Annotated in this window: 13 protein-coding genes; 9 read left to right on the forward strand and 4 right to left on the reverse strand. The window is 64.6% G+C overall.

The window, feature by feature from the left end; genetic code table 11:
- Window positions 1-17: 17 nt before the first annotated feature.
- Window positions 18-1,091 carry a hydrogenase small subunit gene (locus CCR94_RS21085; protein WP_104509972.1) on the reverse strand — a complete coding sequence of 358 codons (1,074 nt, stop codon included), beginning with the start codon at window positions 1,089-1,091 and terminating at the stop codon, window positions 18-20.
- Window positions 1,092-1,218: 127 nt separating this feature from the next.
- Between CCR94_RS21085 and CCR94_RS21090 the strand changes: the two genes are divergently transcribed.
- A complete protein-coding gene (locus CCR94_RS21090) occupies window positions 1,219-3,009 on the forward strand; it encodes a nickel-dependent hydrogenase large subunit (protein WP_104509975.1) in 1,791 nt (596 codons plus the stop codon).
- 61 nt (window positions 3,010-3,070) lie between these two features.
- Here CCR94_RS21090 and CCR94_RS21095 read toward each other — a convergent pair whose 3' ends face one another.
- Window positions 3,071-4,198 (reverse strand): SAM-dependent methyltransferase, encoded by a 1,128-nt coding sequence (locus CCR94_RS21095; protein WP_104509978.1) that lies wholly within the window; start codon window positions 4,196-4,198, stop codon window positions 3,071-3,073.
- Window positions 4,191-4,652 carry a hypothetical protein gene (locus tag CCR94_RS24740; protein WP_146090133.1) on the reverse strand — a complete coding sequence of 154 codons (462 nt, stop codon included), beginning with the start codon at window positions 4,650-4,652 and terminating at the stop codon, window positions 4,191-4,193. The genes CCR94_RS21095 and CCR94_RS24740 overlap by 8 nt, the downstream gene beginning before the upstream one ends.
- Window positions 4,653-4,697: 45 nt before the next feature.
- On the opposite strand from CCR94_RS24740, the gene CCR94_RS21105 reads away from it, so the two are divergent.
- The 6 genes from CCR94_RS21105 (at window position 4,698) to CCR94_RS21130 (ending at window position 10,510) form a co-directional block, all read left to right on the forward strand.
- A complete protein-coding gene (locus CCR94_RS21105; protein ID WP_104509983.1) occupies window positions 4,698-5,462 on the forward strand; it encodes an enoyl-CoA hydratase/isomerase family protein in 765 nt (254 codons plus the stop codon).
- A gap of 14 nt (window positions 5,463-5,476) precedes the next feature.
- On the forward strand, window positions 5,477-6,223 hold the full coding sequence (locus CCR94_RS21110; RefSeq protein ID WP_104509985.1) for an SDR family NAD(P)-dependent oxidoreductase: 747 nt from the start codon (window positions 5,477-5,479) through the stop codon (window positions 6,221-6,223).
- Window positions 6,224-6,250: 27 nt separating this feature from the next.
- Entirely contained in the window at window positions 6,251-7,069 is an 819-nt protein-coding gene (locus tag CCR94_RS21115; protein WP_104509987.1) for an enoyl-CoA hydratase family protein, read from the forward strand.
- Window positions 7,069-8,256, forward strand: a complete 1,188-nt coding sequence (locus tag CCR94_RS21120) for an acyl-CoA dehydrogenase family protein (RefSeq protein WP_104509989.1) — start codon at window positions 7,069-7,071, stop codon at window positions 8,254-8,256. The genes CCR94_RS21115 and CCR94_RS21120 overlap by 1 nt, the downstream gene beginning before the upstream one ends.
- Window positions 8,257-8,259: 3 nt before the next feature.
- On the forward strand, window positions 8,260-9,051 hold the full coding sequence (locus tag CCR94_RS21125; protein ID WP_104509991.1) for an SDR family NAD(P)-dependent oxidoreductase: 792 nt from the start codon (window positions 8,260-8,262) through the stop codon (window positions 9,049-9,051).
- Between the two features lie 82 nt (window positions 9,052-9,133).
- The gene (locus CCR94_RS21130) at window positions 9,134-10,510 is read left to right on the forward strand and encodes an MFS transporter (RefSeq protein WP_104509993.1); all 1,377 of its coding nucleotides are present in this window, start codon (window positions 9,134-9,136) and stop codon (window positions 10,508-10,510) included.
- Between the two features lie 38 nt (window positions 10,511-10,548).
- On the opposite strand, the gene CCR94_RS21135 is transcribed toward CCR94_RS21130, so the two are convergent.
- Window positions 10,549-11,199 (reverse strand): TetR/AcrR family transcriptional regulator, encoded by a 651-nt coding sequence (locus tag CCR94_RS21135; protein ID WP_158254860.1) that lies wholly within the window; start codon window positions 11,197-11,199, stop codon window positions 10,549-10,551.
- Between the two features lie 268 nt (window positions 11,200-11,467).
- Here CCR94_RS21135 and CCR94_RS21140 point away from each other — a divergent pair, with 268 nt between their 5' ends.
- A complete protein-coding gene (locus CCR94_RS21140) occupies window positions 11,468-12,481 on the forward strand; it encodes an XdhC family protein (protein ID WP_104509998.1) in 1,014 nt (337 codons plus the stop codon).
- Window positions 12,471-14,078, forward strand: a complete 1,608-nt coding sequence (locus tag CCR94_RS21145) for an NTP transferase domain-containing protein (protein WP_104510001.1) — start codon at window positions 12,471-12,473, stop codon at window positions 14,076-14,078. Before CCR94_RS21140 ends, CCR94_RS21145 begins: the two co-directional genes overlap by 11 nt.
- Window positions 14,079-14,180: the final 102 nt, after the last annotated feature.

The raw sequence follows: 14,180 nt of genomic DNA on the forward strand, positions 1-14,180 counted from the left end.
GGCCGTGGCCGCCCCGCTCACTTGTCCAGCTTGAACCGCGCGCGGCTCACCGCCGACACCGCCGCATGGGCCACCACCGCCGTCCCGACGATGGCCGCGGAAGCCGCGCCGACGTCATAGGCGGTGCTCTCGATATTGCCCATGGGAATGCGCGTGAGACGCGCATAGAACGGGCCATTGTCCCAGAAGTCCGGCTCCGAACAGCCGATGCAGCCGTGGCCCGACTGGATCGGGAAGGACACGCCATCGTTCCAGCGCACCGTCGAACAGGCGTTGTAGGTGGTCGGCCCCTTGCAGCCCATCTTGTAGAGACAAAAGCCCTTCCGCGCGAATTCGTCGTCCCACTCTTCCACGAACTGTCCCGCGTCGAAATGCGGGCGGCGGTAGCATTTGTCGTGGATGCGCTGCGAATAGAACATTTGCGGGCGCCCCTGACGGTCGAGCGTCGGCAAGCGTCCGAATGTATTGATGAAGGTGATGACGCCGGTCATGACCTCGGCGATGGGCGGGCAGCCCGGCACCTTGATGATCGGCTTGTCCGTGATGACCTTGTCGATCGGCACGGCATGGGTCGGATTGGGCTTGGCCGCCTGCACGCAGCCCCAGGAGGCGCAGGAGCCCCAGGCGATCACGGCCATGGCGTCGGCGGCCATGGTTTTCAGCTTTTCCACGAAGGGACGGCCGCCGTCGATGCAGAACATGCCGCCTTCGTTGAGCGGCGGATTGCCCTCCACCGCCAGAATATATTTGCCTTTATATTTTTCGCGCGTCTCCTGAAGAATGGCCTCAGCCTGATGTCCGGCCGCCGCCATCAGCGTGTCGTCGTAATCGAGCGAAATCATCGACAGCACGACATCCTTCGCCAGCGGATGCGCCGAGCGAATAAAGCTTTCCGAACAGCAGGTGCATTCCAGGCCGTGCAGCCAGATCACGGGCACGCGGGGATTGGTCTCCAGCGCATGGGCCACCTCGGACGCGCCGGTCGCGCCCAGCCCCATGCTGGCTGCGGTCAGGGAGCAGAATTTGGAGAAATTGCGTCGGGTGATCCCCTGGCGCCTGATAACATCGTAAAACGTTTCCGCGCCTTGCATGAAAGACCTTTTTCCGGTTTCGCGCAGCGTGCGCCTCTCGGCAGGCTAAGGCGGCAAGCTTGCCGAAAGCTGGCGCGAAAGGCTCGATCCAGCCTGGCCGCCTATCGAGGGGCATGAGGGATCCAGCATGAGCGTTCAGACACCCAACGGCTTCACACTCGACACGTCCGGCAAGCGCATCGTCGTCGATCCCGTCACCCGCATCGAAGGCCATATGCGCGTCGAGGTGAACGTCGATTCCAACAATGTCATTCGCAACGCCGTCTCTACCGGCACGATGTGGCGCGGCATCGAGGTGATCCTGAAAAACCGCGACCCCCGCGACGCCTGGGCCTTCACCGAGCGGATCTGCGGCGTCTGCACCGGCACGCATGCGCTCGCTTCGGTGCGCGCGGTCGAAGACGCGCTGAACATCAAGATTCCCGAAAACGCCAATTCCATCCGCAACATGATGCAACTGGCGTTGCTGGTTCACGACCATGTCGTGCATTTCTATCACCTGCACGCGCTGGACTGGGTGGACGTGATCTCGGCGCTCTCGGCCGACCCCAAGGAAACCTCGACCCTGGCGCAGTCGATCTCGTCCTGGCCTTTGTCCTCGCCCGGCTATTTCAAGGACTTGCAGAGCCGCCTGAAGAGATTCGTCGAATCCGGCCAGCTCGGCCCGTTCAAGAACGGCTATTGGGGCAGCAAAGCATATAAGCTGCCGCCCGAAGCCAATCTGATGGCGGTGGCGCATTATCTGGAGGCGCTCGATTTCCAGAAGGAGATCGTGAAGATCCACACCATTTTCGGCGGCAAGAATCCGCATCCGAACTGGCTGGTCGGCGGCGTGCCCTGCCCGATCAATGTCGATGGCGTCGGCGGCGTCGGCGCGCTCAACATGGAGCGCCTGAACTATGTGGCCGAAATCATCGAGCGCATCATCCAGTTCAACGATCAGGTCTATGTGCCGGATGTCGCGGCGATCGGCTCGTTCTACAAGGACTGGCTGCACGGCGGCGGCATTTCCAGCCAATGCGTGCTGGCCTATGGCGACATACCCGAGCGCGCCAATGATTTTTCGGCGGAAAACCTGGCTCTGCCCCAGGGCGCCATTGTCGGCGGCAAGTTGAGCGAAATCCTGCCCGTCGATCTGCGCGCCCCCGACGAAATCCAGGAATTCGTCACCCACAGCTGGTACAAATACCCCGACGAGACCAAGGGCCTGCACCCCTGGGACGGCGTGACCGACCCGTATTACGAACTCGGTCCGAAAACCAAGGGAACGAAAACCGCCATCGACAGCCTCGACGAGGACGGCAAATACAGCTGGATCAAGTCGCCGCGCTGGAAGGGCCACGCCATGGAGGTCGGCCCGCTGTCGCGCTGGACGGTGGGCTACGCCCAGGGCAAGGCCGAATTCAAGGATCCCGTGGACAAATTCCTGCAAGACCTGGGCCTGCCGTTCCCGGCCCTGTTCTCGACGCTGGGCCGCACCGCCGCCCGCGCGCTGGAAAGCCAATGGGCCGGCTACAAGATGCGCCATTTCTTCGACAAGATGATCGCCACCATCAAGGCCGGCGACTCCTCAACCGCCAATGTCGAAAAATGGGATCCGAAGACCTGGCCGGCGGAAGTGAAGGGCGTCGGCTTCACCGAGGCGCCGCGCGGCGCGCTCGGCCACTGGATCAAGATCAAGAACGGCAAGATCGACAATTATCAGGCGGTGGTGCCGACCACCTGGAACGGTAGCCCACGCGACCCCAAGGGCAACATCGGCGCCTTCGAGGCGGCGCTGATGAACACCCCCATGGCCGACCCCGAGCAGCCACTGGAAATTTTACGCACGCTGCACAGCTTCGATCCGTGCCTGGCCTGCTCGACCCATGTGATGAGCGAGGACGGACAGGAGATGGCCGTGATACGCGTGAGATAGCGACGCGAAGCCCCCGGCGGCGCAAGGCGCGGCGCCCAGCGCCACATGAAGCGGGGACACTCTATCCCCGCGGCCGATACGCCACGGCCAGCACGTAATCGAAACCCTCGTCCATCGGCGTCTCCGGCATGGCGCGCAGCAGCCAGCCCACGGGGCCAAGCCGCCGGCGCAACCCGGCGTCCTCGACCACGGCGCGGCGCCAGCCCGGAAACACCTGATCGCGGATCGAGTCCACCCGCACGGACTCGAACCCGGCGGCGGCGAGTTTTTGCGCATAAACCTCGCGCGGGTAAACATTGGCAAGCGGCACCGCGAGCGCGGCGCGGACCAATGCGTGCAGAAAAGTCCGCAGCGGGTGGCGCCACGGATCGGACTCGACCCTGATCGGGATCGAGTCGGCGAGCACGAGGCGGCCACCCGGCCGCAACAAGCGGGCGGCCTCGGCGAAAAACAGTTCGCGCGTATCGAAATGGAAGGCGCATTCGACGGCGGTGACCACGTCGCAACAGGCGTCCGGCAAGCCGGTCGCGGTGGCCGAACCTTCGCGCAGATCGATCCGCGCCTCCAGCCCCAGTTCGCGGACGCGCTCCCGCGCCACCCGCACCTGCTCGGGCGTGATGTTAACCCCGATGATGCGTCGCGGCGAAAAGCGCCGGATCCAGTAGATATCCTGCTCGGCGAAGCCGAAGCCGACATCCACGACCTCATCCTCGCTGGTGAGGCCGGCCGTCTGGCCGACCAGTTCGACCATGGCTTCGCAGGCCTCGTCGATGGTCCGCGCTTTCGGCCAGTAACCGAGGTTCAGGTATAGACCACGCTCGGTGAAAGCGTGGGTTGACGCGGCCTTGTAAAGCAGGCGCGCCGGCAGCGCCGGGATGGTCATCCCGCTCCTGTCCGCCGAGGCCGTGTCCAGGCGACCGCTTTCGCGCCGCCACCTTTGCCGCAGATCGACCAGATGAATGAACAGCGCAACCAGGAAAAGCCAGGAAACCGCTGTCCAGGACGCGCCGGAGAGAACCGCGCGCGAGGCCAGCAACAGACAGGTTCCCGGCGCGAGAATGAGCAGGGTCGAGCTCGGCCGCAACGGGCACAGGCGCTTGCGCCACAGCACGATCAGCACAATCGCCTCCAGGGCGATCATCGCCAGAACGAAGTCGATGGAGCGCCCGCTCGCAAGCAATTCAGCCATGGCCCGCTCCTTCCGCCTTGTCAGCAATCATTCCGCCGAGACCATGGCCCGCGCGGGCCGCCCGAGCTTTGAAAAAACCCGCATAGGCGCGGCTGGCGTGGCGCGTAATAGGCGCCAGCGCGCCAGCGCTGTCAACTTCAACGCGACGCGCGGAATGGGAAACGGCGGCGGCGCCAGTGATACGACTTCTGCCGGATCGCTTGGCGATTAGCGGAAACAAAATCGCGCGGACTTCCTTGAGGCGGAAGCGAAATTCCGCGCGAACGGGATACGAAATCAATAATGGATCATTCGGATTTCGTATGACACCGCCAGAGCCATTTCGGCCAGCGGGGGAAAACCCGCAGCTCTGCTTTTCACTGTGCGGCCACGCCGAAGAAGGCGCGCAATTCGGCGCGTCTCGATCGTTCCTGAAGGGCCGGCGCTTGACTCGACTCCAAAATTGAATGATCATTCATTTAATAAACAACGCTGCGGAAGCGGCAAGGGGAGGAACGACGTGACTGTCGAACTGTCGCGCGGCGATGGCGTCGCCGTGCTCACGCTCGCTTCGCCGCCGGTGAATGCGCTGAGCAAGACCCTCGTGCGCGCGCTCCATGCCGCGCTCGATCAGGTCGAAGCCGACGCCGAAATCCGCGTCCTCCATGTGAGAAGCGCGCTCAAAGTGTTCTGCGCCGGGGCGGATCTGGCGGAAATGCGCGCCAATCTCGCCCGGCCGGATTTGATCGACACCCAGATCGCCGCCGTGCGCGACATGCAGGGCCTGTTGCAGCGCATCGAATCCCTGGCCCTGACCACCGTCGCGGAGATTGGCGGCGCGGCGCTGGGCGGCGGCCTTGAACTGGCGCTCGCCTGCGATCTCCGGGTCGCGGCCAACGCGGCCAAGCTCGCCCTGCCCGAGTGCAATCTCGGACTGATCCCCGGCGCCGGCGGCACACAACGGCTGACCGCTCTGTGCGGAACGGCCATCGCCAAGCGCCTGATCCTCGGCGCCGAAATTCTGGATGGCGCGACCGCGCAAGACCTCGGCCTCGCGCATTGGTCGGTCGCGCGCGAAAACGTCGCCGGCTTCGTCGCCGACCTGACCGCGCGCCTCGCCAAAATCCCCCGCGCCGCCGCCGCCGCCGCCAAATCCTGCATCGCCGCCTATGCCGACCCCGCCCGCGACGGTTTTGAAGAAGAATTGCAGCAAACCAAATACCTCCTGCTCAACGAGTCGGAGACGCGCGCACGCGTGGACGCCTTCCTGTCCAACAAAAGCTGATTTGGGAGAACATCATGAATTTTGAAGGGAAAATCGCCCTGGTGACGGGCGCCGCCTCCGGCATCGGCCATTGCACGGCGCAAGGCCTCGCCGCGCTCGGCGCCGAAGTTCTCGTCGCCGACATCAATGCGGAAGCGGGCGAAGCGGCGGCGGCCGACATCCGCGCCGCCGGCGGCAAGGCGCATTTCATAAAACTGGACATCACCGACACGGCATCGATCAAGGCCGCCAAGGATCACGTCCTGGAAAAGCATGGCCGGCTCGACGTGCTCGCCAATGTCGCGGGCTGGGGCCACATCCAGCCCTTCGTCGACAATGACGACGCCTTCGTCGACAAGGTGATGGCGCTCAACCTGCGCGGCCCCGTCGAACTTTTGCGCGCCTTCTTCCCCGTCTTCATCGCGCAGAAAGGCGGCCGTGTCGTGCTGGTGTCGAGCGACGCCGGCCGCGTCGGCAGCCTCGGCGAATCCGTCTATTCCGCGGCCAAGGGCGGCGTCATCGCCTTCTCCAAGGCGCTGGCGCGGGAAGGCGCCCGCCACGGCATCAATGTGAACTGCGTCTGCCCCGGCCCGACCGACACGCCGCTGCTGCGCTCGGAGCCGGAAAAGTTCCTGGAAGCCTTCCTGAAAGCCATTCCGCTGCGCCGCTTCGGCAAACCGTCGGAAGTCGCCGACGCCATCATTTTCATGGCCAGCGACCGCGCCAGCTACATCACCGGCCAGGTTTTATCCGCCAACGGCGGCATAGCCATGGTTGGCTGAACATTCATTCAATAAGGGGAGACAGCCATGAGAGAGTTTAGGGCGGCCGACTACAAGGCCCAGCATTTCGACTGGAAAGTCGAAAACAAGGTGGCGACGCTCACGCTGAACCGCCCGGAAAAGAAAAACCCGCTGACGTTCGACTCCTATGGCGAACTCCGCGACCTCTTCACCAACCTCGTTTACGCCAATGACGTGAAAGCCGTGGTCCTCACCGGCGCGGGCGGCAACTTTTGTTCGGGCGGCGACGTCCACGAGATCATCGGGCCGCTCACCAAAATGGACATGCCGGAACTGCTCGAATTCACCCGCATGACCGGCGACGCGGTCAAGGCGATGCGCATGGCGCCGCAACCGATCGTCGCGGCCATAGACGGCATTTGCGCCGGCGCTGGAACCATGCTCGCCTGCGCCTCCGATATCCGTCTCGGCACGGCGCGCAGCAAGGTCGCCTTCCTGTTTGTGCGCGTCGGCCTCGCCGGCGCCGACATGGGCGCCTGCACGCTGCTGCCGCGCCTGATCGGCCTCAGCCGCGCCGCCGAACTGTTGTACACCGGCCGCGCCATGCCGGGCGACGAGGCCGAACGCTTCGGCTTCTACAATTCCCTCCACGAGTCCGACGATGTGTTGGCGGCGGCGACCAGCCTCGCCAGAAGCCTCGCCGACGGCCCCACCTTCGGCCACGCCATGACGAAGAAAATGCTGTGGCAGGAGTGGAGCGCGGGCCTTGGCGAATGCATCGAGGCGGAAGCGCAGGCGCAGGCCATCTGCATGAAAACCAAGGATTTCGAGCGCGCCTACACCGCCTTCGCCAACAAGAAGTCTCCGGTTTTCGCGGGGGATTGATGTCCGACGCTTCGTTCCTCTCCTGGCCGTTTTTTGAAAGCTCGCATCGCGCCTTCGCGGCGGCGTTGGAAAACTGGTCGACCAACGGCTTGGCGGAACTTTGCGGCGGTGACGCGCACGGCGCCGCGATGGACGAAACCGTCCGCCGCCTCGTGCGCGCCCTCGGCGCAGCAGGCTTCCTCAAAGCCTGCATCCCCGCCGCATATGGCGGTCGCGCGGAAACTTTCGACGTGCGCGGCCTGTGTCTCGCCCGCGAAATCCTCGGGCGGCGCGATGGCCTTGCCGACTTCGCCTTCGCCATGCAGGGCCTCGGCAGCGGCGCGATCACCCTGTTCGGCGACGCCGAACAGAAGGCGCGCTTTCTGCCGGCGGTGGGGCGCGGCGAGGCCATCGCCGCCTTCGCGATTTCCGAGCCGGACGCCGGCTCGGACGTCGGCGCGATGTCAACAAATGCCGTTAGGGACGGCGACGATTACGTCATCGACGGCGCCAAGACCTGGATTTCCAACGCCGGCCTCGCCGACTTCTATACCGTCTTCGCCCGCGTCGGCGACGACCCTGGCGCAAAGGGCATCTCGGCCTTCATCGTCGAGGCGACGACGCCCGGTCTGTCGGTCTCGGAGCGGATCGACGTCATCGCGCCTCATCCCCTGGGCGCGCTAAAATTCAGCAATTGCCGCGTACCGGCGGCAAACATGCTGAGCAAGCCCGGCGACGGTTTCAAAATCGCCATGTCGGTGCTGGACGTGTTCCGCTCCACCGTCGGCGCGGCGGCGCTGGGTTTCGCCCGGCGCGCGCTCGACGAGGCGGCGCAACGCGCGCTCAACCGGCGCGTCTTCGGCAAACCCCTGGCCGATTTCCAACTGACACAGGCCAAGATCGCGGATATGGCGGTGGCGATCGACGCGAGCGCCCTGCTGATTTACCGCGCGGCCTGGGTGAAAGATTCTTCAGGCGCGCGCGTGACCCGCGAGGCCTCGATGGCCAAACTGTTCGCCACGGAAGAAGCGCAAAAAGTCATCGACGCGGCGGTGCAGATTTTCGGCGGAACCGGCGTGGTCAGCGGCGTCACGGTGGAAACCCTCTATCGCGAAATCCGCGCGCTGCGAATCTACGAGGGCGCCAGCGAAATCCAGAAACTGGTCATCGCCGGCAAGGTGCTCGAAGCCTACAAGCCGCAGGAGTGATCCGTGCCCGATGACGCCCCTCCCCTGGCCGGACGACACGCGATCGTGACAGGCGGCGGTCGCGGCATCGGGCTTGCCGTCGCCGAGGCGCTGGCAAGCCGTGGCGCTGTCGTCACGCTCATGGGCCGCAACGAAAATGTGTTGCAGACCCAGGCCGCCGAGCTTTCCCTGCGATTTCAGGTCGATGTCGCACACGAAAGGGTAGATGTCACCGACGGCGCCCTGATCGAAGCCGCGTTCCAGAGCGCGGCGGCCCGGTTTGGCCCCGCCGCGATCCTGGTCAACAATGCGGGCATCGCGCGCGCCGCGCCGTTCCCGAAAACAGACCAGAAATTCTGGCGCGAAGTGATCGACACCGACCTCACCGGCGCCTTCCTCTGCATCGGTCAGGTGATCGCGAAAATGGCGGCGTCGGACTACGGCCGCATCGTCAACATCGCCTCGACGGCGGGGCTGTCAGGCTATCCCTATATCGCCGCCTATTGCGCCGCCAAGCACGGCCTGATCGGCCTGACCCGCGCGCTGGCGCGGGAATATGCGCGGACGCCCGTCACCGTCAACGCGGTCTGTCCGGGCTATACCGACACCGATATCGTCTCCGGCGCCGTCGCCGGCATATCGGCGAAAACCGGCCGCGCCACCGAAGCGGCCCTCGCGGAATTGATCGCGCACAATCCGCAAGGCAGGCTGATCCAGCCGAGCGAAGTCGCGGAGACGGTGGCGTGGCTCTGCCTGCCGTCGTCGGCCTCCATCACCGGCCAGAGCATACTCGTCGCCGGCGGCGAATTGATGTGAAGATTTATAATCGCGCAAGAAAAAGCGCGACATTTACGGGCGGCCAACAACAACACCAAGCCGCCCGATTGGGGAGGAACCTATGCCAGACACGCGTGGGAATGCCATCAACGTTCACGACTTCATCGACAGGGCAAAATATTCCACCTTCCAGTGGATCATCTTCGCGATCTGCCTATTCATCGTCATTCTCGACGGTTTCGACACGGCGGCGATCGGCTATATCGCGCCGTCGCTGATGACGGAATGGCATATCGCCCGGCCCGACCTCGCGCCCGTTCTCAGCGCCGCTTTGTTCGGCCTCGCCTTCGGCGCGCTGTGCTCCGGCCCGATCGCCGACAGGTTCGGCCGCAAGCTGGTCCTGCTCGTCTCCGTCGCCGTCATGGGCGCGGCCAGCATCGCCGCCGCCTATGCCGCCGATTTGCAGGCTCTGACCATTTGGCGTTTCGTCACCGGTCTCGGCCTGGGCGCGGCCATGCCCAACGCCGTGACGCTGGTCGCGGAATACACGCCGAAATCCAAGCGCGCCTTTCTCACCAACGCGATGTTTTGCGGCTTTCCGGTCGGCTCGGCCTTCGGCGGCTTCCTCGCGGCGTGGATCATCGCGCATTTCGGCTGGCGCATGGTCATGCTGGTCGGCGGCGTCCTGCCGCTGCTGCTGACGCTGGCGATCGTCTTCAACCTGCCGGAATCCGTGCGTTACATGGCGCAGCGGCGTTTTCCTGCCCACAAGATTCGCAAGGCGCTGCGCCGCATTTCGCCCGAGGCCGACAACGCCGACAGCTTTTATTTGAAAGAGCCGATCGCGCCATCGGAAGCCTTCACCGGCGACAAGGCGGGCATAGGCCTGGTGCTGTCGCGCTATTTCATGCTGGGGACGATCTGTCTGTGGCTGGCCTATTTCAGCGGCCTCGTCATCGTCTATGGCCTGCTCAACTGGATGCCGGTGATTTTCAAGGCCAGCGGCATCGACCAATCGACGGCGGTGGTGATCGCGGCGCTGTTCCAACTCGGCGGCCTCGGCGCCTTGGCGTCCGGCTGGCTGATGGATCGCTTCAACGCCAATTACACTGTGGCGTTTTGCTATCTGCTGACGTCGATCCTGGTCTATTGCATCGGCCAGAGCATCGGCAGTGTCGGCGGTCTGGCGCTTGTCGTCTTCCTCGCGGGCACGGCGATGAACACGGCGCAGGTTTCAATGCCGACGCTGGCGGCGAGTTTCTATCCGACGCGCGGCCGCGCCACCGGCGTGTCCTGGATGCTCGGCGTCGGCCGCTTCGGCGGCATAGCCGGCACCTTCATGGTCGCCGAACTCGCCCGCCGGCAGTTCGGCTTTTCGGAAATCTTCGCCGTCGCGGCGGTTCCCGCTGGGGTCGCGGTGGTCGCGCTGCTGGTCAAGCAGATCGCCTATCGCGCCGAAGCCGCCGCCGAAAAGGCCGAACTTTCGGTGCTGCACTGAAGACTCCAAAGTCACGATCCCCCGGCTCAACCGGGGGATCATCCCTTGGCTTCAGCGCGCCAGCGCTCCCATCCCGAAGGGGTCAACGAACTGTTGAGGAAGCGGCTCAGGCCCTCCTCGATATAGCCGTTAAGCGAAATTCTCTCGCGAAAGAACCAGTTCTTCAGCGCCCAGCCATGGGCGTGCAGGATCAGGTGAAAGGTCGCCAGATCGACATTGGCGCAGGCGATATAGCCCGCCTTGATGCAGTCCTGGAGCGGTTCGGAAATCAAGGCGTTGGTCTTGATCTCCAGGTCCTGGACGATCTTGCGCCGCCCCGGTTTCAGGGACTTGCTTTCCTGATAGGCGATCAGAGTCGAGTCGAGATTGCTCCCGACACATTCGCAATAGGCGCGAAAGGCGGCGCGGAATTTTTGCAGCGGGTCCGAAATTCCGGCGATCTTTTGCGGGATTTCCGTCTGATATCTCCGAAACGCCGCCAGGAAGACAAGCAGGAGAACATCTTCCTTGTCCTTGACATAGGTGTAGATCAGGCCGGGGCTGACGCCGGCCGTCTCGGCGATCTCCTTGATCGTGGTGGCGTGATAGCCGTTCTGGGCGAATCTCTCGACCGCCGCATTGACGACCTGCTCGCGGCGCCATTCCACGCGATCGGGATTTTCGATCTGGCTTTCGATTTCGATGCTCATCGCGTCCTCCGCAAACGGCGGACAGACCGCGCGACGGTGAGAATGAAAATGAATGAACATTTAGTCAACCCTGCATGATATTGCAACACGACTTGACATATCGCCCATTTACGGCATCACTATGCTTTATAATGCGCAACCGTTGGCGCAGGTAGACGCAGGAGAGCGCCAGGATTGGAAAAGCCCCCGGTCCTCGCCTTTCAAGCGACGCCCTGCGTTTCACGTCGGGAAAAAGCGCCGGAGCGGCTGCAACGACGAAAGACAGGTCATGAGCGACATCACCGAAATCCTGGCGGCGGCGTTCGACTGGCTCGCAAACGGCCGGCGCGTGGCGCTCGCCACGGTGATCCAGACCTGGGGCTCGTCGCCGCGCCCGGTCGGCGCGCGCCTCCTCATCGACGAACACGGCGATTTCCTCGGCTCGGTGTCCGGCGGCTGCGTCGAGGGCGCCGTGATCGAGGAAGCTTTCGACGTCATCGCGACGGGCCGCCCCAAAGTGCTGGATTTCGGCGTCAGCGACGAAAAGGCCTGGACCGTCGGCCTGTCCTGCGGCGGCAAGATTTCGGTGTTGGTCGAGCCCCTGCTTGATGGCGATCTCCTGCGACAGGCGCTGGCCGACCAGCGCGGCGGACGCGAGGTTTTTCTGGCGACGCGTCTGTCCGACGGCGCGCGCTGGCGCCCGGACATCGACGCCGACGCCGCCAGCGTGTTGCGGGAGGCCACGCAAAGAAAGCGCAGCCGCCGCATCGAAACCGACGCGGGCGAATTTTTCTTCGAATTCTGGCGTCCCGATCTCCGGCTTGTGCTGGTCGGCGCGGTTCACATCGCGCAGGCGCTGGCGCCGATCGCTGCAGCCTGCGGCTACTGCGCCACCATCATCGATCCGCGCAGCGCCTTCGCCACGCCGGAACGTTTTCCCGGCCTCGCGGTGGAGCCGGTCTGGCCCGACGACTTTTTGCCCGCCTTCGGCCTCGACGCCGGCTGCGCCATCGTCGCGCTGACCCACGACCCCAAGATCGACGACCGCGCGCTGGCCGCCGCGCTGCGCAGCGACGCCTTCTACATCGGCGCGCTCGGCTCGAAAAAAACGGGGCTGGCGCGGGAAGCGCGCTTGCGCAAACAAGGGTTTTCCGACGCAGATCTCGCGCGCATTCACGGCCCGGTCGGTCTCGATATCGGCGCGGTCGGCCCGGCGGAAATCGCGGTGTCGATCATGGCCGAGATCACCGCCTGCCGCCATCGCGCAACCGCCGAGATCAAGGACGTCGCACATGCGCTATGACAAGCGAACGCCCGAACAGGCCGAGGGCGCGCTGCTCGCCCACAGCCAACACATCGCTGGCGCCAAACTGCCCAAGGGCCTGCGCCTGACAAGCAAAATCATTGCGGAGCTGAAGGCGGCGGGCGCCGGGCCGATCCTGGTCGCCGTGCTCGAAGACGGCGACATCCACGAGGACGAGGCCGCCCGGCGGATCGCCGCGCCGCTGGTCGGCGAGGATTTTTTCGCCCGCGACGCCGAGGGCGGAAGGGTCAATCTGCACGCGGCGCGGCGCGGCTTGTTATGTTTCGAGCCGGACGAGATTTGCAGGCTCAACCTGATCGACGAGTCGCTCACCGTCGCCACCGTGCTGGAAAAGACTTTGGTCGAGGCGGGCGAAATCGTCGCGACGTTCAAAGTGATTCCGTTCGCGGCGCCCGAACAAGCTGTGATCGCATGGGAACAGGCGGCGAAACCGTGGCGCATCGCCGCCCTGCGGCCGCTGCGGGCGTCGCTGATCCAGACCCAAGCTGGCGGGCCGAAACCAAGCGTGATCGAAAAAACGGCGCGCGTCACCAAAAACCGGGTCGAGACGCTGGACGGCGCGCTCGTCGCGCAGGCGCGGACGGCCCATGCGACGGCCGATCTGGCGCAGGCGCTGCAAACGCGCCTGAGCGCGGGCGACGATGTCATCCTCATCTGCGGCGCCTCCGCCGCGTCGGACCGAAAGGACGTCGCCCCCATGGCCATCACCGCCTGCGGCGGCGTGATCGAGCATTTCGGCATGCCGGTCGAACCCGGCAATCTCATGCTGATCGGCCGCGTCGGCGCGACCCCGGTTGTGGTGATGCCGGGCTGCGCGCGCGCCCCGACGCCCAACGGATTTGACGCCATCCTGCGTCTGGTCTTCGCTGGCGAAGCCATTTCGCGGCAAGACATCGCCCGCATGGGCGTCGGCGGCCTTTTACGCGAGGCGCCGTCGCCGCGCGAACAGACGAGGGCGGAGGTGAACACAAAGCCAAAAATCGCGGCCGTCATCCTCGCCGCCGGGCGCTCCAGCCGCATGGGCGCGCATAAGCCGGCGCTCGATCTCGACGGCAAGCCGCTGCTGCGTCACGTGTTGGACAAGGCCAAGGCCGCTGGCTTTTCGGATATTGTCGTGGTGCTCGGGCATCGCGCCGAGGAGACCCGCGCCTTGTTCGAGGGCGAAACCCTGCGGTTTGTCGTCAACCCGCGCTACGCCGAGGGCCTCTCGACCTCGTTGCAGGCGGGCGTGCGCGCCCTGACCGACGACATTGACGCGGCCATGATCTTTCTCGGCGACATGCCCGATGTCGATCTCGCCTTGATCGGCCGGATGGTTCAGGCCTTCGATCCCGCCGCGCTGCGCGCCATCGTCGTTCCCATGCGCGAGGGCAAGCGCGGCCATCCCGTGCTGTGGGCCAAAACCTTCTTTCCGGCGCTGATCGAGCGCACGCATGGCGATTCCGGCGCCCGGCATCTGCTGGGCGAATTCGCGGAATGGGTCGTCGAGGTCGAGGCGGACGACGACGGCGTGCTGACCGATCTCGATACGCCCGAAGACTTGCTGCGGCGCCAGCGCCTTACGCTATCCAGTTGATCCGCCAAACCATCCCTCCGCAGCCCTATTTTGATGCGGATCAATGTGGAAAAAGCCGAAAAACTGTTTCCTAGGCAAACAAATTTGAACACGCCGGAAAGC

The organism is Rhodoblastus sphagnicola, from assembly GCF_002937075.1.
In the GTDB taxonomy this organism is placed as follows: domain Bacteria; phylum Pseudomonadota; class Alphaproteobacteria; order Rhizobiales; family Beijerinckiaceae; genus Rhodoblastus; species Rhodoblastus sphagnicola.

What these genes read in the sequence shown, in the direction of transcription:
- CCR94_RS21085 (WP_104509972.1), bottom strand. Translation starts at nt 1,091, where the DNA reads ATGCAAGGCGCGGAAACGTTTTACGATGTTATCAGGCGCCAGGGGATC.
- CCR94_RS21090 (WP_104509975.1), top strand. Translation starts at nt 1,219, where the DNA reads ATGAGCGTTCAGACACCCAACGGCTTCACACTCGACACGTCCGGCAAG.
- CCR94_RS21095 (WP_104509978.1), bottom strand. Translation starts at nt 4,198, where the DNA reads ATGGCTGAATTGCTTGCGAGCGGGCGCTCCATCGACTTCGTTCTGGCG.
- CCR94_RS24740 (WP_146090133.1), bottom strand. Translation starts at nt 4,652, where the DNA reads ATGATCATTCAATTTTGGAGTCGAGTCAAGCGCCGGCCCTTCAGGAAC.
- CCR94_RS21110 (WP_104509985.1), top strand. Translation starts at nt 5,477, where the DNA reads ATGAATTTTGAAGGGAAAATCGCCCTGGTGACGGGCGCCGCCTCCGGC.
- CCR94_RS21115 (WP_104509987.1), top strand. Translation starts at nt 6,251, where the DNA reads ATGAGAGAGTTTAGGGCGGCCGACTACAAGGCCCAGCATTTCGACTGG.
- CCR94_RS21120 (WP_104509989.1), top strand. Translation starts at nt 7,069, where the DNA reads ATGTCCGACGCTTCGTTCCTCTCCTGGCCGTTTTTTGAAAGCTCGCAT.
- CCR94_RS21130 (WP_104509993.1), top strand. Translation starts at nt 9,134, where the DNA reads ATGCCAGACACGCGTGGGAATGCCATCAACGTTCACGACTTCATCGAC.
- CCR94_RS21135 (WP_158254860.1), bottom strand. Translation starts at nt 11,199, where the DNA reads ATGAGCATCGAAATCGAAAGCCAGATCGAAAATCCCGATCGCGTGGAA.
- CCR94_RS21140 (WP_104509998.1), top strand. Translation starts at nt 11,468, where the DNA reads ATGAGCGACATCACCGAAATCCTGGCGGCGGCGTTCGACTGGCTCGCA.
- CCR94_RS21145 (WP_104510001.1), top strand. Translation starts at nt 12,471, where the DNA reads ATGCGCTATGACAAGCGAACGCCCGAACAGGCCGAGGGCGCGCTGCTC.